At 40.7% G+C, this 17,229-nt stretch carries 16 protein-coding genes; 1 reads left to right on the top strand and 15 read right to left on the bottom strand.

Annotation, left to right across the window (positions count from 1 at the left end; translation table 11 throughout):
• Nucleotides 1-385 precede the first annotated feature (385 nt).
• From ELQ35_RS15110 to ELQ35_RS15100, 3 genes are all read right to left on the bottom strand, one after another.
• Nucleotides 386-1,153, bottom strand: coding sequence for a tyrosine-protein phosphatase (locus tag ELQ35_RS15110; protein WP_126865672.1), 768 nt, complete (start codon nucleotides 1,151-1,153; stop codon nucleotides 386-388).
• Between the two features lie 88 nt (nucleotides 1,154-1,241).
• Nucleotides 1,242-1,949 carry a CpsD/CapB family tyrosine-protein kinase gene (locus ELQ35_RS15105; protein ID WP_281278128.1) on the bottom strand — a complete coding sequence of 236 codons (708 nt, stop codon included), beginning with the start codon at nucleotides 1,947-1,949 and terminating at the stop codon, nucleotides 1,242-1,244.
• Nucleotides 1,921-2,661 carry a YveK family protein gene (locus ELQ35_RS15100; protein WP_126865670.1) on the bottom strand — a complete coding sequence of 247 codons (741 nt, stop codon included), beginning with the start codon at nucleotides 2,659-2,661 and terminating at the stop codon, nucleotides 1,921-1,923. The genes ELQ35_RS15105 and ELQ35_RS15100 overlap by 29 nt, the downstream gene beginning before the upstream one ends.
• Before the next feature lie 221 nt (nucleotides 2,662-2,882).
• Between ELQ35_RS15100 and ELQ35_RS15095 the strand changes: the two genes are divergently transcribed.
• On the top strand, nucleotides 2,883-3,671 hold the full coding sequence (locus ELQ35_RS15095) for an SGNH/GDSL hydrolase family protein (protein WP_126865668.1): 789 nt from the start codon (nucleotides 2,883-2,885) through the stop codon (nucleotides 3,669-3,671).
• A gap of 75 nt (nucleotides 3,672-3,746) precedes the next feature.
• Here ELQ35_RS15095 and ELQ35_RS15090 read toward each other — a convergent pair whose 3' ends face one another.
• The 12 genes from ELQ35_RS15090 to ELQ35_RS15035 all read right to left on the bottom strand — a co-directional run bounded on the left by ELQ35_RS15090 (nucleotide 3,747) and on the right by ELQ35_RS15035 (nucleotide 17,226).
• A complete protein-coding gene (locus ELQ35_RS15090) occupies nucleotides 3,747-4,853 on the bottom strand; it encodes an ABC transporter substrate-binding protein (RefSeq protein WP_126865666.1) in 1,107 nt (368 codons plus the stop codon).
• 109 nt (nucleotides 4,854-4,962) lie between these two features.
• A complete protein-coding gene (locus ELQ35_RS15085; RefSeq protein WP_126865664.1) occupies nucleotides 4,963-6,042 on the bottom strand; it encodes an acyl-CoA dehydrogenase family protein in 1,080 nt (359 codons plus the stop codon).
• On the bottom strand, nucleotides 6,039-7,181 hold the full coding sequence (locus tag ELQ35_RS15080) for an acyl-CoA dehydrogenase family protein (RefSeq protein ID WP_126865662.1): 1,143 nt from the start codon (nucleotides 7,179-7,181) through the stop codon (nucleotides 6,039-6,041). Before ELQ35_RS15080 ends, ELQ35_RS15085 begins: the two co-directional genes overlap by 4 nt.
• 64 nt (nucleotides 7,182-7,245) lie before the next feature.
• Nucleotides 7,246-8,064, bottom strand: a complete 819-nt coding sequence (locus ELQ35_RS15075; RefSeq protein WP_126865660.1) for an enoyl-CoA hydratase/isomerase family protein — start codon at nucleotides 8,062-8,064, stop codon at nucleotides 7,246-7,248.
• A 43-nt stretch (nucleotides 8,065-8,107) separates the two neighbouring features.
• Nucleotides 8,108-8,866, bottom strand: a complete 759-nt coding sequence (locus tag ELQ35_RS15070) for an IclR family transcriptional regulator (protein WP_126865658.1) — start codon at nucleotides 8,864-8,866, stop codon at nucleotides 8,108-8,110.
• 17 nt (nucleotides 8,867-8,883) lie between these two features.
• Nucleotides 8,884-10,071 (bottom strand): CaiB/BaiF CoA transferase family protein, encoded by a 1,188-nt coding sequence (locus ELQ35_RS15065; protein ID WP_126865656.1) that lies wholly within the window; start codon nucleotides 10,069-10,071, stop codon nucleotides 8,884-8,886.
• Nucleotides 10,072-10,438: 367 nt separating this feature from the next.
• Nucleotides 10,439-11,083, bottom strand: a complete 645-nt coding sequence (locus tag ELQ35_RS15060) for a hypothetical protein (protein ID WP_126865654.1) — start codon at nucleotides 11,081-11,083, stop codon at nucleotides 10,439-10,441.
• A gap of 50 nt (nucleotides 11,084-11,133) precedes the next feature.
• Entirely contained in the window at nucleotides 11,134-12,588 is a 1,455-nt protein-coding gene (locus ELQ35_RS15055) for an aldehyde dehydrogenase family protein (RefSeq protein ID WP_185861784.1), read from the bottom strand.
• 19 nt (nucleotides 12,589-12,607) lie between these two features.
• The gene (locus ELQ35_RS15050) at nucleotides 12,608-13,369 is read right to left on the bottom strand and encodes a glucose 1-dehydrogenase (protein ID WP_126865651.1); all 762 of its coding nucleotides are present in this window, start codon (nucleotides 13,367-13,369) and stop codon (nucleotides 12,608-12,610) included.
• Nucleotides 13,353-14,693, bottom strand: coding sequence for an MFS transporter (locus ELQ35_RS15045; protein WP_126865649.1), 1,341 nt, complete (start codon nucleotides 14,691-14,693; stop codon nucleotides 13,353-13,355). The genes ELQ35_RS15050 and ELQ35_RS15045 overlap by 17 nt, the downstream gene beginning before the upstream one ends.
• 29 nt (nucleotides 14,694-14,722) lie before the next feature.
• On the bottom strand, nucleotides 14,723-15,805 hold the full coding sequence (locus ELQ35_RS15040; RefSeq protein ID WP_126865647.1) for a tartrate dehydrogenase: 1,083 nt from the start codon (nucleotides 15,803-15,805) through the stop codon (nucleotides 14,723-14,725).
• Nucleotides 15,806-15,948: 143 nt separating this feature from the next.
• Complete coding sequence (locus ELQ35_RS15035; protein ID WP_126865645.1) at nucleotides 15,949-17,226, bottom strand: nickel pincer cofactor-dependent isomerase, group 22; 1,278 nt, start codon at nucleotides 17,224-17,226, stop codon at nucleotides 15,949-15,951.
• Between the last annotated feature and the right edge of the window lie 3 nt (nucleotides 17,227-17,229).

The following is a 17,229-nucleotide window of genomic DNA, read 5'->3' as shown; positions in this document are numbered from 1 at the left end:
TATCTTTTCTGTCTAGTTAAGTGTAACCTATCCAAACCATAATGTTAATCGGTTTTAATATGCCAACTGAGTCTCTCTTCAAATTAAAAAAAATATCTCATTCTTTGCTTACATAATAAATGAAAGAATAAAGCTGAAAAATAAATATCTAATGATAATACATGTGTCTTTACATGCCCTATCATTAGATATTTAACTTAGTTAAATAAAAAGATAAAGATGGGCATCTAACCCGTCCTCACACCATGCTATCGACGACAGGCGTCTAAGGGTACCGGTCCGGTTATCCCCACAGCATGATCGAGTGCCACCCTGGATAACGGACTGGAAGCTTCGCCGGTCAGGTGTTAAGCCTGACAGTATATATTATTGTCTAACTAATAGATTAAAAGATTCCCAACACTTTTCTCCTTTTTACCTTTTCAGGTATTTCTTTGTATACAGACTTTCTGTCAACCAATAGTTCCGCATTCTCAGTAAAGAGATAAACCATATCCACACCGTACCTTTTTTCGATTTCATCCAATGCTTCAGTGATTTTAAAGCTCCGGTTTGAGACATTATGGGCATCTGATGCAATAAAGTGCGTCAAGTTCGCCTCGATTAATTGTAGGCTGAATTTTTTAATCGATTTGCCAAAGTATCCTGCCACACTTGAAGCTGTCACTTGGGTCAAGGCTCCTTTTTTTACGAGCTGATACATAGTGTCCGGGTTTTGAATGAGTTCCGAGTTTCTTTCCGGGTGGACAATAATAGGGGTCAAGCCATTCAGTTGAATGTCATAAAGGAGCTGTTCCGTATAGCGTGGTACATGTCCTGACGGCAGTTCAATGAAAAGATATTGTCCACCAACATTCAAGGTTACAATTTCATCCTTCTGATAATCTTCTAACAATTCCCCGTAAATCCTCGGCTCTTGCCCGGGTAATATATGTAATGGTATTGATTCTATTTGCAAAATGCTGTTTAGTTCTTCTACTTTTTCTAAGATTTCATGCTTTTTATTTTCGTAACTTCCATTGTTATGATGGGGAGTTGCAATAATTGAAGTGATCCCTTCCTGAACCGCTAGTTTTGCCATCGCCATACTATCCTCTATAGTTTGAGCTCCATCGTCAATACCAGGCAAGATGTGGCAATGTATATCAATCATTACAATCCCTCCATTACGTTTCCAATTATCTTTCTACTAAATGTAACACATTTCTTACATTACAGACGTTAATTTATCGTAAATGATACTACTTCCCACCATAATAGTAATATTGACCCTGTTTTACCTTTTTATTATTTAATACCGTTCCTAAAATGCTTGCATTAACAGATAACAACAGTTCTTTTGCTTTGGCAGCTTGCTCAATTTCCGTCTTGCCGCTGGATACGACCAGGATTGTTCCATCACAGCGATTTGCCAGGATCTGGGCATCTGTTACAGCTAATATTGGCGGCGTATCAAATAAAACAAGGTCAAATTCCTGCAGGATCTCTTTCATCAAGTCGTCCATTGCCTTTGAACCTAACAATTCAGCTGGGTTCGGAGGTATCGGTCCGCTTGGAAGCACATACAAGTTTCTTTCATCCGTTTGAAACACTGTATCTTTTAGATCAGCCTGCTTTGTTAGCACATTCGTCAATCCAAATGTATTTGTTATATTAAATGTGTAATGGACAGTAGGTTTTCGTAAGTCAGCATCAACGAATAGCACTGATTTTCCTTGCTCCGCAAATACAACAGCCAGGTTAGCGCCAGTCGTAGATTTTCCTTCGCCAGGGCCTGAAGAAGTCACTAATATGGATCGAACATCTTTATCGACTGAAGAAAATTGGATATTGGTCCTGATTGTCCGGTATTGTTCTGAGATAGGTGATTTTGGATTCAGTTTGGTGATTAGCTTTCTTTTAAGTTCCGCCATTTTCTTTTTAGGAGCCAACTGCCTCACCTCTTCCATTTAGTTTCCGCCCAGCTCTAGATCGGAAATCTTCTTGCTCGTCAATCTCCGTAATGACACCCAAAACAGGCAACTCTAATGCCCTTTCAATATCCTGTTCTGTTTTAATCGTGTTGTCCAAATATTCCAACAAAAATGCCAAACCGATGCCGGCCATCAATCCAACGATTAAGGCAATCGCTATGTTCAGTAGTGGATTTGGTTTGATTGGAGATTGGTTATCTTGTACGGAAGCTTTAGACAGGATTTTCACGTTATCGACATTCATGATTTTCACGATTTCAGCCTGAAAAACCTCTGCCGTTTTATTTGCGATATTTGCTGCTTTTTGCGGATCTGGATCCTCAACCATTACATTCACTACCTGAGAGTCCTGTTCGCTTTGAACGGTAACCTTTCCGTTTAACTCCTCTGCGGTCATATCAAGATTTAAATCTTTCTTTACTAATTCCAAAATGGCCGGGCTCTTGATAATGACATTGTATGTATTAATCAACTGCAAATTCGTTTGTACTTGGTTAATGTCATAGGTGGATTGCTCATTCTTCGATTGATTCACCAGGATCTGCGTAGATGTCTGGTAAATAGGAGTTAAGAAAAAATAGCTAATGATGCCGCTGACCAGAACAGCCAGAAGGGTAATGATTACAATTAAACTCAGCCGTTTTCTAAGTGTGCCAAACAATTCTTTTAAACTTATCGTCTCTTCCATTGTTTCCTCCCAGTTTCTTACTATAAAAACAAAGAGTATTATATCATATTATCTTGTCATTTTATGATTTTCTTGTCATAATCTTAGTGAATTTGTTTTTTTATCTACTCAATTATTAAATAGTATTTCCTAGTAAAAAGGTAGTACATCTATTAAATTGGTAATAGTTACATGTTTAGTGGCGCTATCATTAGGTATAAAGTTTTATTTTGGAGGTAAATATGAAAATTATCCTATCATTGTTATTGGCTATTGCTTGTACTGCCGTTCTGGTACTTGGGAATATGCACTGGAATGATCAAATCAAAAGTTCCGTAAATTCTTCATCGGCTGCCCAGGAGGAAGTTCCACAAAAGAGTGTGGATGAAAAGCAGAATCCAACCGAAGATGAGTTGCTTTCTTTTGCCGGCAATTGGCCAAAAGAAAGTCAGGAATTATATAAAAAAAGACTCGGAGAAAAAAAGCCGTTCACGATTCTTTTTGGCGGTTCCAAAGCAATGGCAGCAAACGTGAATGGCTGGCCAAACGCTGTTAAAGGGGAACTAGAAAAAACGTATGGAGACACGGTAACAGTAAAAGTAAAGCAGTACGACCTCAACTCCATGGAATTTGTCCAACAAGATAAACAGCAAGAGTTGATTGATCAGAAAGCAGATCTGATTATCTTTGAGCCATTTACACTGGCTGATAATGGAGAGATTAACAACAGCGATACGTTAGACAACATCACTACCATTATTCAAAATGTGAAGGCAGCCAAGAAAGATACAACCTTTATCCTGCAGCCTCCCCATCCGCTCTATAAGGCAACCTTCTATCCTCAGCAGGTTAATGAACTAAAGAACTTTGCAAAGGAAAATAACATCACGTACCTGGATCACTGGACAGTTTGGCCAGATATCCATTCAAAAGAACTACAAAATTTCTTAAACAAAGACAACGAAAGTGCCAATGCAAAAGGCCATGAAGTCTGGGCCTTGTATATCGAGGAGTTTTTGATTAAAAAATAAATAGTAGCAAGAAGAGGTTGTTTATCATCTCTTCTTGCTGCTTTATTTTTTGTTTGTCTCTTATTTATCACATCTTTATTTTAATAATTTCCCAAGCTCAGGAGTTACCTCTTTCGACCATCTGTCTGTCCATTCACCCCGGGTTTCCGCTAATTTTGCAATGTCAGGCTTATATGTTTTGTCTGAATCTTTCAGGCCGATGATTTCTTCATATTTTTCTGGTATGCTCATTCCTTTGATAACTGGATAGAAACCTTCCTCAGAAATGGATTTTTGTGATTCTTCGTTAATTAGGTAGTTAATAAACTCGGTTGCCTCTTTCTTATTAGGTGTATTTTTTATCAATGCGGCACTAAAAGCATGCATATATACACCTTCTTTTGGTACGACCATTTTTAACGGTACCCCGGAATTAGCAGCCAGATCTGCAATTACGTAGCTTCCCATTACTGTAACGTCCGCAGCCCCCTGTTGGATGGCGGGCATCATTTGTGTGGAGTTTTTATAGAAAGTAGAAGAATAGCCGGCCAGCTCTTTGGCCTTTTTTAACCCAGGTTCCAGGTTATCAATGCTACCGCCATTGGCCAGTGCCAGGTTATATAATGTGTTAAAACCCCAGTCGTTAGATATGTCAGCAAATGCCGTTTTACCTTTGTATGCAGGACGAGCCAAGTCATTCCAAGACTCAATTGGTTTGATACCGTTCTTTTTAAAAGTTTCAGTGTTGTATGCTGGAGCATTCACCAGGCCAAATGCCGGTGCAGCTACCTTGTCAATCGCAACAAAACGCGGATCAACCTTTTCCATATTTGGGACTGTTGTTACGTCAACGTTTTCAATAAGCCCTTTTTCATTAGCGCGCTGTACATCGACGGGAACAAAGAAAGCAATGTCAATTTGCGGCGCATTTTTCTGCAATTCAACTTTGGATAAAATTTCACCTGATAGGCCGGCAATATAATTTACTTGAATGCCTGTTTCTTCCTCAAATTTAGGGGCAATTATGTCACGGACAGCTTTTTCAATTTTTCCACCATTTCCAGCAATCGTAATTTGTTTGGCTTCACCTTCGTTGGATCCACTTGCTTGTTTTGTTTCTCCAGGCTTTTGCGGAGTAGGATTAGCGCAGCCTGTCAGAGCGGCCAGCAATAAAACAATAATCAAGCTCATGATTCTTTGCATTAACATTACCTCCCCTTTTTCATATCCATTTTCAATGATACTTGGCGGTTCCCGGATGTAACGGGGTCTGTTAGCTTGATGTCCGGGCATCAGGAATTTACTGCAATTATTATAAAACGAGCTCACTGTTCATTGATGTAACAAACGGCCATAAATAATCTGGCCCTGTGTTTAAAACCTCGTTCCCCAGTTTATTAGCCCAATAGCTCTCATTTCCAAACTCATCACGCCATGACCAAAGTCGCCTCGTACTTTGTTGCAAGGAATGTTCATCGGTAAAACCGATAGCGCCATGAATTTGATGTGCAATTGGTGCTCCAAGACTTGCAGCCTCACCTACTCTAATTTTAGCGGCCATGATTTGTTTTTCACCGTTGCCCGCTTCAAAAGACTTGACTGCTAGATTGGTAATAGTTTTTGCTGATGAAACTTCACCTGCTAAAATAGCAATTTGCTGCTGGATCGCTTGAAACTTTGCGATAGGGCGCCCAAACTGTATCCGTTCTTTTGAATAAGCTATAGAAAGTTCGAGAATCCTTTCAAGCGCCCCTGTCATTTGAACGGCACGTATTAATGCACCTCTATACAAGAGATTATTATCATTACCTTCTCTCACCCTCGAAACCGCTTCCCCCTGCAAATGGACGTTATTAATATACAAATGATCTCTTGCCTCGCCTGCTAGATTTTGCTCATGTTCAATATGACATGCCCTCGGATTTACAATTGCAACCATATTTCCTTGTTGTGAATTCCCTATTACTACAACAGCTTCAGCGTAACGAGCATAAGGAACATCATAAGCAGAGCCAGAAATTGTCCACCCATCCGAAATTTCTATAAACATCATTTTATTCCCGTTGTTATTTGAAGCAATTGTAGTTGGCTTTTCCATTAAAGGTAAGCCCGCCTCGGAAAGGACCCAGTTGGCCATTAACGTCTCTGCAATTGGAATAGGGGCCGAGAATTTCGCTGCAATCCTCAATATAGTTAAAGCATCGGCAAAACTGCCGCCTGAACCCCCTGCTTCCTCAGAAACCCCAACGGTTGCCATTCCTGATTTAACTATCGTTTTCCATAGTTCCCTAGGTAAAATACCAAGTTCGGAGTCTTCAACAACTTGTTTGGTGCACAAATCTTCCATGATTTTTTCAGCCGTTTCCTTAATGATCTGGCTTATGTCGTTCATCTTATCCCGACCCCTCTTGCAATAATTCCTCGTAATATTTCCGTCGTCCCTCCACGAAGGGTAAAACCTGGCGAATGTAATACCGCGTCCGCTAACAATGATTTAAAGCGCGAATTTGCAACCCGTGTTGAAGAAGAGACTAATAAACGGGCGACTTCAGCGATTTGACACTCAAACTGCGTACCTAAATCTTTTACTAAAGCAGCGGTAATGTCAGGAGAAACACCCTGTTCAAGTAGGCCTGCTACTCCTAACGACATTTCACGTAATGTCGTTAGACGAGCGACAAGTCTTCCCACGGCTGTGAAACCGCCTTCATTTGTTGTCTCTTGTTGTAAAACACGAATTAACTCAACCAATAATGGAAAGGTACTTAAGAAACGCTCCGGGCCACTTCGTTCGAAGGCTAATTCAGCCATGCTTTGCTTCCATCCATCCCCAATAGTTCCCACAACCATATCATCCGGTACGAAGACATCCTCCAAGAAGACCTCGTTAAAGTGATGTTCCCCTGTCATTAAATGAATAGGACGTACGGATACTCCCGAGGAAGACATATCAACCATTAATTGGCTCAATCCTTCATGTCGGTTATCTGTTTTAGTAGAAGTTCGGCATAGTGTCACCATATAATGAGAACGATGTGCACCACTGGTCCATATCTTACTGCCATTAAGCAGCCAACCCCCATCTATTTTCCTTGCATTCGTAGATATTGAGGCAAGATCTGAACCTGTATTTGGCTCACTTAGTCCAATAGAAAAGAAAACTTCCCCCCGAGCAATACGAGGTAGAATTTCACTTTTTTGTTTTTCGTTTCCATAGCGCAGCAAAAGAGGACCTGTCTGGCGATCAGCAAACCAATGTGCTGCAACAGGTGATCCAAAAGCCAATAACTCTTCAGTGACCACATAACGCTCTAGCGCTGTCCGTTCCTGACCGCCATATTGTTTAGGCCACGTCATCCCAAGCCATCCGCGCTGTCCAAGCTTACGGCTGAATTCCGGATCCCATTTACTTAGCCAAGAATCACATTGCGGAATAAAAGTTCCCGCTTCCATTTCTTCTTTAAGAAAGTTACGAACCTGATGTCTTACCTGTTCTGTCTTTTGCGATAGCTGAATAGTTTCTAATTCCAAAGACTTAACCAAAAAAGTTCACCTCCGAATGATAACAACGTATAGATTACCGAAGTAAAAAGCCTTATTTAAACTCAGGCTTACGTTTCTCAACGATAGAATCTAAGCCTTCTTGATAATCAGGATGTTCCGTAACGATTCCCATAAAGGAGGAGACCATATCCAGGGATGTTCTTAAATCTGTCTTTAGACCTTGATACACGGTTCGTTTAATGAGTCGGATTGCAGTTTGAGGACCGCGTGCGAGTTGATTTGCTAACTTGTAGGCTTCCTCCATTAATACATCGTGAGGTACTTGCTTTGTAATTAATCCCAACTTTCCTGCTTCCTCCGAGTCAATCATTCTTCCCGTCCATAATAATTCAAGTGCTTTATCGAGACCTATCAGTCTAGGTAAATAGTAACCACCGCCGTCACCAGGAACAATACCTGCGTTTACATAACCTTCACTAAACCTTGCCTGTGTTGAAGCTATTCGTAAATCACATTGTAAGGACATATCGAAACCTGCGCCTATGGCATCACCGTTTATAGCTGCAATTGTAGGTTTGTCAATTTCCTCCATTAACAACGGGATTCGTTGGACATACTTCCATAAGCTATTCTTTCGAGCTAATCCTGATGTGGCCAAGTCCTTATCCTCATGCCCGGTAAGATCCAAGAAACCCAGTCCGTTTTTCATTGCCTTAATATCGCCGCCGGCACAGAATGCCCTTCCATTCCCGGTTAAAATCAAAACACGAATCTCATCATTATCCCTGACTTCTTCAAGTGCCTTGATCCATAAATCGATCATCTGCATACTAAAGGCATTCCTTGCCTCAGGACGATTTAGTGTAATCGTAGCTACTCCCTCATGCACTTCAAAAATTAAATCAGTCATTTTCCCACCCTATTCCTTAAAAATTTTTTAATTATCTAAGACTTTAAGACAATTTCTGTGAAATGATCGAAGCCGTTTCTTTCACGTGTTTGATATATGTTTCCATTTTTGATTCATCTACCCGTACTGTAGGAATCATCAATGTAATAGCCGCAATCACTTTATTAAATCGGTCTATTATAGGAGAGCTGATAGAAAATGAGCCAACCACACGTTCGCTGTTACTTATTGCAAACCCCTGCTCTCGAATTGTCTGGATCTCTTTTTTTAACTTTTCTTTATCCGTAATCGTTTCCTTGGTTATCGGCTCTAGCGTAAGGCCGTCTAAAATCTCATTTAGCTCTTGATCGGAAAGGTAAGCCATTAATGCTTTGGCTGACGCTCCTGCATACAGTGGCGAATACTGCCCGATATAAGTAAGTGCCATTAATTCATGATTACTAGCTACATATCCAATACATTTCCTCTGGTTTTGATGGATGATGCTTAAGGAGACTGTTTCATCAAACAATTTATTCAAATCTTTCATATGTGGATTTGCGATAGATAATATATTGGAATTCTTTTCTACCAAATGTCCGAGAAAGTACAACTCAATCCCCAGCCGATAGGTTTTCCTTTCCTCGTTTTTATCAACTATTCCATACAATACCAACGTGTTTAGAATTCTTTGAAGGCTTGCTTTGGATAATCCTAATTTTCGGTGAAGATCTGCTAAGGAAAGCTCTTTCTCTTCACGAGAAAACGATTTCAATATATGAATTGCACGACTAATTGTTTGCATAGAATCTTCTTTTGCCATTTTATAGCCACCTAAAATTAAATTGCGCCCTGAGATCGTAAGTGTTCTATGTCTTCCAAATCTAATTTTAATTCCTCTTGAAGAAATGAAACTGTATGCTCCCCTAGAAGAGGAGGATGTTTCCTAATCGTAATGGGTGTTTTTGAAAAACGGATTGGATTTCTAACCAATTTAATCTTTCCTAAAGTCGGATGAGGAACCTCTACCACCATTTCTCTGGCACGAACTTGCGGATGATTAAATGCTTGTTCAACATTGTTAACCGGGCCAGAAGGAATGCCCTTTTCTGAAAGGAGCTTAAACCATTCATCTGCATGTTTCGTCATGAATATTTGTTCTAATTGTTCGGTAATTTCGCGTCTGTTTTCAACCCTGGCACTGTTTGTTCTATATTTATCATTAGTTAACCATTCAGGTTGATTCAGGAGTTCACAGAGCTTACTAAATTGTTTATCATTCCCTACGGCAATCATCAGTGGCCTATCTTCACATTGAAATACTTGGTATGGAACGACATTATTGTGCTGGTTGCCTAATCTTTTTGAAATATTCCCTGCCATCAAATAACTGCTTGCAATATTGGCTAAAGAACTGATTTGTACATCTAACAAAGATAGATCGATGTGCTGCCCTTCCCCTTCTTTATCCTTAACTCTAATAGCTGACATAATGCTTACTGCTGTATACAGGGAACAGATAATATCAACGACAGGTACCCCCACTCGTGTAGATTCTCCTTCAGGATGGCCTGTGACATCCATTAATCCACCTATTGCTTGTATAACCGGGTCAAAACCTGGTTCTTTGCTATATGGTCCCGTTTGTCCATACCCTGTAACTGAACACAGGATGATATTAGGATTGATCTTTTTGAGTTGTTCATACCCAATTCCTAAACGATCCAGTGTCCCTGTTAAAAAATTCTCAAGCACCACATCCGCGTTTTTTACGAGTTTTAAAAACAAAGATCTACCGTGCTCGTTTTTCAAGTCAATGGTAACAGAACGTTTATTCCTGTTAGCTGTAAAATAATATGTGCTCTCACTTTGCACAAAAGGAGACCATTCGCGCATGCTATCGGTTCCTTTAGGAGATTCGATCCTAATCACATCTGCGCCCAAATCGGCTAATATCATCGATCCTGCCGGAGCAGCATAGATCCTTGATAAATCGAGAATCTTAATATCTTCTAATGGCAGTGTCAAAAAATGATCCCTCCTAACTAATTTAATAAAATTTCTTTTGTAAATTCACAGAAGAGTCATACCGATAAGTGATACGGTATATCATTAATCAATATATTAGCACAATTATCTAAAAATCACAAAAACATTTTACTTATTCTAACTTCGACTAATATGAGTGGTCGCCCGCATTTTGTGAAAGTCTGATTGTAACCATTCAAAAAAAGAGAAAAAGCCAGTTTCAATGCTTTACGCATAAAAAACTGGCTTTAATTATTCTTCAAACAGTAAAAGATGGGTTAAAGGGCATTTTAATCTTTAATTCCTTTTTCTATCTTCTCTTATACAATCAAATAGATATTTATTCAATCTACACAATCGCGTTTAATTATGGTGAACACATAGTCTTTAAATAGGTTAAGCATCTTTTTGCTGATGCTCTAGGAGCAGTTAGGATTGGAACAGAAGAATGAACCTGATCTGCTATATGCTCCATACTGTATTGGGAAAGGACAATCGCATCTACCTCTCCTTCTAATTTATGAACCATTTTCATTACTTGTTCATCATGTTGGTCTTTCTTTCCTTGAAAGAGCAAATGAATAAGACCTGGTTCTACTAGGGATTTCACCTTAACACTTGGATTTTTTTCTCTTAAATAACTCATTAATGCAATGGGTGTTTCTCTTACTGTAGAAACTAAACCAATACGTTCATAAGCAAGTGCTTCATCAAGCATCGCTTCATCCGATCGAAATAGCTTAATAGGGTACAGCGGTTGTAGGATATTGGTTACGTTATTAAAGGCAGAACAAGTGAGTTGAATACAGTTCACATCAGATTGAGCAGCCAAGTTAACTAATAAAGAAAATCGCTGGATAATTTCTGGTGTTAGCGAACCGTATTCTTCCATCATAGAAAGCAACCCAGTGTCCATAAAATGAAGAAGTTCTACTTCATTCCCCGCTTCATAAAATGCTCTAACAATAGGATCTAACGCAGTTGTAGTGGCATGAATTAAAGCTAGTTTCATATACATTCTCCTCGTGAATGAAAAACCATGACGCTTTTAAAAAACGGGCTTCAACTCCCTGTATTAATGGCTACATTTTTGACCTGCGTGTAATTTTTCAAAGCTTCTAATCCTTTTTCTCGTCCGAAACCGCTTTTCTTATAACCGCCGAACGGCATTTGAATCCCACCGCCTGCTCCGTAATTATTAATAAAAATCTGCCCTGCACGAATTCCTCCAGCGAGCCGGAGAGCACGGCCAATATCAGTCGTCCAAATTCCCGTTACTAATCCATACTCCGTTTGGTTTGCAAGGGCCAGTGCTTCCGCTTCCGTTTCAAATGTAAACACAGCTAGGACAGGACCAAAAATTTCTTCCTGGGCAAGTTTGCTTTCTGAATCAACATGATCCAATACGGTCGGTTGAAAATAATATCCGCCCTCGGCCCCTTGTACAAGTTCTCTTCCTCCCCCAACGAGAATATCAACCTTTTCTTCTTTAGCTAGTTTCATAAATTCTTCAATCCGGTTCAATTGTTTTTCCGACAAAATCGGCCCGATATCCGGATCATCCATTCCCGGTCCTATTACCAGGTCATGCATTCTTTCACATACTTTCCCGACAAATTCATCATGGAACGTTGACTCAATGAGCAGTCGGGATCCGGCCGAGCAAGTTTGTCCCGCATTCTGGATAATCGAACGGATTACGCCATTTAGTGCTTCTTCCTGATTACAATCTCTAAAAACGATGTTCGGCGATTTGCCGCCGAGCTCTAACGTAACCGGAGTAATATGCTTTGCTGCCATCGTCATGACCGCCGTTCCGGTTTCAACGGATCCGGTAAACGTAATATGATCCACACCAGGATGATCCGACAGAGCAGTGCCTGCCTCATAACCATAACCTGTAACAACATTAAAAATGCCTTTTGGCAAAGCGGTTTTTTCAAAAATATCAGCAAGCTTCAGTGCCGTTGCCGGTGTATCTTCGGCTGGCTTCATGACGACAGCATTCCCCGTAGCGATGGCTGCTGCAGTGCTTCGTGAGGATATCTGGATCGGGTAATTCCACGGAATAATATGTGCTGTGACACCAACCGGTTCTCGAACGGTATAATCAAGAATGCTCGGTTCGACAGGTATTGTTTCACCCAGAATCTTGTCAGCCACCCCAGCATAATACTCGAAATATCGGGCAGCTGCTTCCACATCTGCACGAGCCTGAGTAATCGGCTTTCCGCAATCCAGCGTCTCCATCTCGGCAATCGTTTCTTTTTCGTTGCGGATTGCTTGCGCCACCTCAAATAGAATCCTTCCCCGTTCATGGGGTTTGAACGTTTGCCACTGCTCTGATTCAAAAGCGGTTCGAGCCGCTTCCACTGCTCTGTCAATATCTTTTGAATTTCCTCTCGGGACATCGTATAACCGTTCAGAATTGGCAGGGTTTAGGACATTCAGCGTTTCTTTTGAGATACTTTCCGTCCATTCTCCATTTATATACATTCGTTTAGATTGCACTCCCATGATCTCCCTTCTGTTTTAGCTAAATTCCTCTTCCGCCGTCAATGTTAAAGATTGCTCCGGTTACTCTTTTCGCCTCGTCGGAACTTAAATAAACAGCAGCATTTGCAATATCCTCCGGTTGGATCAACTCACCAAGCGGAACACTGTTTCGAAAAATAGCCTCTTTCGTTTCTTCTATATTAACCCCTTCTGCTGCAAACTGCCCCAGCATCTTCGTATCGGCAGGTCCCGGATTAATTGCGTTAACACGAATTTTATGGTCAGCCAGTTCAATTGCCAGTGCTTGCGTAAAAGCGAGTGCCGCTCCTTTTGAGGCAATATAGGCATTCAAACCAGGACGCGGCCGCACAGCCGCAATTGAAGCAACGTTAATGATGACCCCGGTTTTTTGTTTTTTCATGACCGGGACAACCGCACGGCTTGTGAGAAATAACGATTTCGTGTTAATCGACATGATGCGATCCCATGTTTCATTTGAAACATCTTCAATCGGTGTAGCTGTCTGGGCAATCCCCGCCACATTTACTAAAACATCCACTCCTCCAAATCGGTTAACTGTTTGTTGAACAAGTTTTTCAATGTCGCGGTCCTCTGTTATATCTGCCTTAACAATAAGAAGTTGATCATCGGCAGCATTGCCACCTAACTGTTCATGAATAATATCCACCGTTAAATCCGTTGCAACGACTTTTGCTCCTTCTTCAAGAAAACGTGTGACGGTCTTAAGCCCCATCCCGCCTCCAGCCCCTGTAATAATGACTACTTTATTGTTTAACCTCATTTTGCATACCTCCTTTGTTTAATTCGCTTTTGGCAAAACGCGAACCGCCAAGCGTCACGAAGAAACCAATAACTAAAAACACGACAATGACATAGAGACCGCTGTATAGATTTCCAGTCGCCTGAGTGACCATCCCAATAGCATAAGGTCCGAGGAATCCCCCCAAGTTTCCTAACGAATTAATGCTAGCAATACCTACTGCAGCCGAATACTCAGTTAAAAATGATGATGGCAGAGACCAGAATGGCCCAAAGAAACTAAAAGTGGCAATGATCACAACCGTCAAAACCGCAATTGACAAAACGATATTATTCGCAACAAGCCCTAATACCGCAAGTCCCGCGGCACAAACAATCAGCGGGATCGCTGTATGGTACCGTCGTTCAAGTGTTCTGTCAGAGTGTCGCCCCCACCAGACCATCACAATACCGCCAAAGACATAAGGAATCGCCGTAATTAAACCAACTTGCGTATTTGATATCGATTCTGAAAGGCTTTCTACGATTTGAGGAACCCAAAAGCCTACTCCATACAAAGCAATTACAATACAAAAATAGATAAACCCCAACAACCAAATCCGGCCATTTAATATAACTTCTTTTGTAGACAACTGATGCTTTCCCGTTTTTTTCTGATTTTCCTGTTCCAGCTCCTGTTTTAACCAAGCTTTTTCTTTATTTGTTAGCCACTTTGCATCACCGGGCCTGTCTGCAAGAATAAAAAACGTTAGGACGCCTAAAGCCACCGCAGGAAACCCTTCAAGTATAAATAACCAACGCCAACTGGCTAGCCCGCCCCAATGGACATAATCAAGAATCACACCGGAAATTGGAGCACCGATAATATAAGAAATCGGAAGCGCTACCATAAACATAGCAACTACTCTGGCACGCTCACGTGCTGGAAACCAGTATGTTAGGTATAAAAGAATTCCCGGGAAAAACCCCGCTTCCCCTATCCCTAATATAAAACGCAAAATATAAAGATGAGTCACATTTTGAGCAAAGCCGGTTGCCATTGCAACAATACCCCAGCTAACTAGAATGCGAGCAATCCAAATTCGTGCACCGACCTTATGCATAAACATGTTGCTAGGTATCTCGAAAAGAAAATACCCGATAAAAAATATCCCGGCCATTAAACCAAACTGGGCACTTGTGATGCCTAAATCTTCGTTCAATTCCAATGCCGAATAGCCTAAATTCACCCGGTCGAGATAACTTACGACATATAAAATGACCACAAACGGGATAACACGAAACTTAATTTTGTTAATCACGGATTTCTCAATTGGGTTGTTTGTATTGGCTACATCGGTTCCCATTATTTACACCAGCCTTATTAAATTGATGTTCATTTAATACCCGCAGTCTTCTTTAAAGTATTAGCTATTGCATTCCCCAACTCCCTTGTTGAAGCATCTCCCCCTAAGTCCGGCGTTCTAAATACACCATCGATAAGCACTTTTTCAATACTGTCCAGAATAAGATCATATGCCTCCTTAAATCCTAAATGATCAAGCATCATGGCCACACTCCAAATCTGGGCAATAGGGTTGGCAATTCCTTTACCTGCAATGTCAGGTGCTGACCCGTGAACCGGCTCAAACATCGAGGGATACTTTTTCTCAGGATTGATATTTCCTGATGGACCAATACCGAGTCCTCCAACGATCGCACCTCCAAGATCGGATAATATATCTCCGAACAAATTACTGGCGACAACGACATCAAATCGTTCAGGCGATGTCACAAAATAAGCGGCCAACGCATCAACGTGATAAAGATTCGTATGAATGTCCGGATATTTTCCACTTACTTCTTTCACAATTTCATCCCAAAACGTCATTGTAAAATTCATGGCATTCGATTTTGTCGCTGCTGTTACATTTTTTCGCCGGTGGTGTTCTGCATAATCATAAGCGTATTGAATAATGCGCTCGGTTCCGAATCTCGTAAACACGTTATTTTGCAATGCCATTTCATATGGCAAGCCCTGGTATAGCCTCCCACCCATATTCGTATACTCACCTTCCGTATTTTCACGGATCACAACAAAATCCAGATCATCGTGCCCTTTATTTCTTAAGGGGCTTTCTAATCCGTGCAGCAGTTTAATCGGCCGCATGTTAACATATTGTTCAAACCTGCGGCGTATCGGAAGAATTAGCTCCCATACCGATATATGATCGGGAACAAGGGGCGAACCAACGGCTCCGAATAAGATTGCATCAAAATCCTGCAAAATCTCAAGCCCGTTGGCGGGCATCATATTTCCATGCTTTACATAATAGTCACAATTCCAATCAAACGTTTGACTATCAAATTTCATACCTCCGTGCAATTCTTCTATCACATGAAGAATGTTTAAAGCCTCTTTCATAACTTCTGGACCGACCCCATCTCCCGGAATCACGGCTAATGAATAGTACTGCATCGTAACAGTTCCCCCTTCCTATACAAAAAGTAATGCAAGAAACATGCCAAGAGTAGAGGTTGAATATAGCGCTCTTTTTAAAATATTCTAATGTTGAACATTGCAACAGTGTTGCACCGTATGCGCTAGTATCATTTGAAATATTACCATTCTAAACTCCCTTTTGAATCAAATGTAAAGCGTTGTTTCTCATTTGTAATGGTAAAATACGGATTATTGGAAAGTTCCTTTGCTATAGTTTCTGAAACCCAAAAATCCGAAAGATGAAGAGTATCCTTAACACGAACAACACGAGCCTTCTGAGAAGGAACTAAAGTTGCAGACTTTAGACCAACTGCCAAAACTTCACGGTCATTCTCCAGCATTACAGGTATTTTTGCACTTTGAAAAAGTCCTGCTGTTAGTACATTAGCATAGGTCACTTTAAGATCTATTTTATTGAAACACTTTATGGTTGTTAAATCTGCCATACCAATTCCTGTTGCGTTTCCGTGGGTTTCGTCTGTTAAATCCAAAACGGCTATTCGTTGGATGGTGGATATTCCCTCGAAAGGAACTCCTGGTACTGGTGATCTTCCTGTAACATTAGGATCCATTCCTTCTCCACTGATGTCTTTTCCCAATTGATCAACAATTAATAAATCGATTGGATCAATATTGATCTTCGCCAACAAGTTTTTAGCCTTCTCCAGGAGTTTGGGTTCTTCAACTGGGATTAATTCCTTTGGTATAACGTAAACATTCTCGACTTCATCATAGCTGTTCTCTACTATACAAACCGCAAGACCTACCGGAGCGTTATCAATAATATACTGTCCAGCAGCGGGAATAAGTGCAGGAAAGGCTGCGAATCCGGCGCTATGGATGGTTGAGGCACCTTTGTGCTTGCCCAAACCAACACAAAGCATTTTATAAACGCCACTTTCAATAGGGCCTTTAAAATCGGTATGTGGTTTGATTCTGCAAATAGGAATAATGAAGTCGCTTTCATAAGCGGTCTTACTAAAATATACAGGTACTCCGTTCACTGTACTTAATTCTATTGTTTCCATAGAGGAATTAATAGGTACCCCCATGGTTTCCTCGGTTATACCATAGTTGGACAAAACAGTCCTTTGTCCCTCCCCTTCTCCTCCACCATGGCTGGCCATCGCGGGAACTATAAACGGAGCAGCGCCTAATTCTTTTAATAGATCGATTACTGTGCGAACAATAAAGGATATATGTCTTATTCCCCTACTACCAACAGCCACAGCAATTTTCATATTAGGTTTTATTACGTTTTTAATGGCTTCATCATGAAATTGATCCCGGATAACAGAATGAATTTTCGTTTTACTTAGCATCCTATCATCAAAATGTTGTAGAACCTTATACATCATTGGACTTTCAAAGTCAAACCCACTTTCTAAAACAGCCATTTT

The organism is Peribacillus cavernae (assembly GCF_003989135.1).
Lineage (GTDB): Bacteria > Bacillota > Bacilli > Bacillales > DSM-1321 > Peribacillus > Peribacillus cavernae.
Note: the sequence above shows the minus strand (reverse complement) of the source record. Positions and strands in the feature narration are given on the sequence as shown.

Bases quoted from the DNA above. Each gene is read 5' to 3' on its own strand.
- ELQ35_RS15110 (WP_126865672.1), bottom strand. From the start codon at position 1,153: ATGATTGATATACATTGCCACATCTTGCCTGGTATTGACGATGGAGCT.
- ELQ35_RS15105 (WP_281278128.1), bottom strand. From the start codon at position 1,949: ATGGAAGAGGTGAGGCAGTTGGCTCCTAAAAAGAAAATGGCGGAACTT.
- ELQ35_RS15100 (WP_126865670.1), bottom strand. From the start codon at position 2,661: ATGGAAGAGACGATAAGTTTAAAAGAATTGTTTGGCACACTTAGAAAA.
- ELQ35_RS15095 (WP_126865668.1), top strand. From the start codon at position 2,883: ATGAAAATTATCCTATCATTGTTATTGGCTATTGCTTGTACTGCCGTT.
- ELQ35_RS15090 (WP_126865666.1), bottom strand. From the start codon at position 4,853: ATGCAAAGAATCATGAGCTTGATTATTGTTTTATTGCTGGCCGCTCTG.
- ELQ35_RS15085 (WP_126865664.1), bottom strand. From the start codon at position 6,042: ATGAACGACATAAGCCAGATCATTAAGGAAACGGCTGAAAAAATCATG.
- ELQ35_RS15075 (WP_126865660.1), bottom strand. From the start codon at position 8,064: ATGACTGATTTAATTTTTGAAGTGCATGAGGGAGTAGCTACGATTACA.
- ELQ35_RS15070 (WP_126865658.1), bottom strand. From the start codon at position 8,866: ATGGCAAAAGAAGATTCTATGCAAACAATTAGTCGTGCAATTCATATA.
- ELQ35_RS15060 (WP_126865654.1), bottom strand. From the start codon at position 11,083: ATGAAACTAGCTTTAATTCATGCCACTACAACTGCGTTAGATCCTATT.
- ELQ35_RS15055 (WP_185861784.1), bottom strand. From the start codon at position 12,588: ATGGGAGTGCAATCTAAACGAATGTATATAAATGGAGAATGGACGGAA.
- ELQ35_RS15050 (WP_126865651.1), bottom strand. From the start codon at position 13,369: ATGAGGTTAAACAATAAAGTAGTCATTATTACAGGGGCTGGAGGCGGG.
- ELQ35_RS15045 (WP_126865649.1), bottom strand. From the start codon at position 14,693: ATGGGAACCGATGTAGCCAATACAAACAACCCAATTGAGAAATCCGTG.
- ELQ35_RS15040 (WP_126865647.1), bottom strand. From the start codon at position 15,805: ATGCAGTACTATTCATTAGCCGTGATTCCGGGAGATGGGGTCGGTCCA.
- ELQ35_RS15035 (WP_126865645.1), bottom strand. From the start codon at position 17,226: ATGGCTGTTTTAGAAAGTGGGTTTGACTTTGAAAGTCCAATGATGTAT.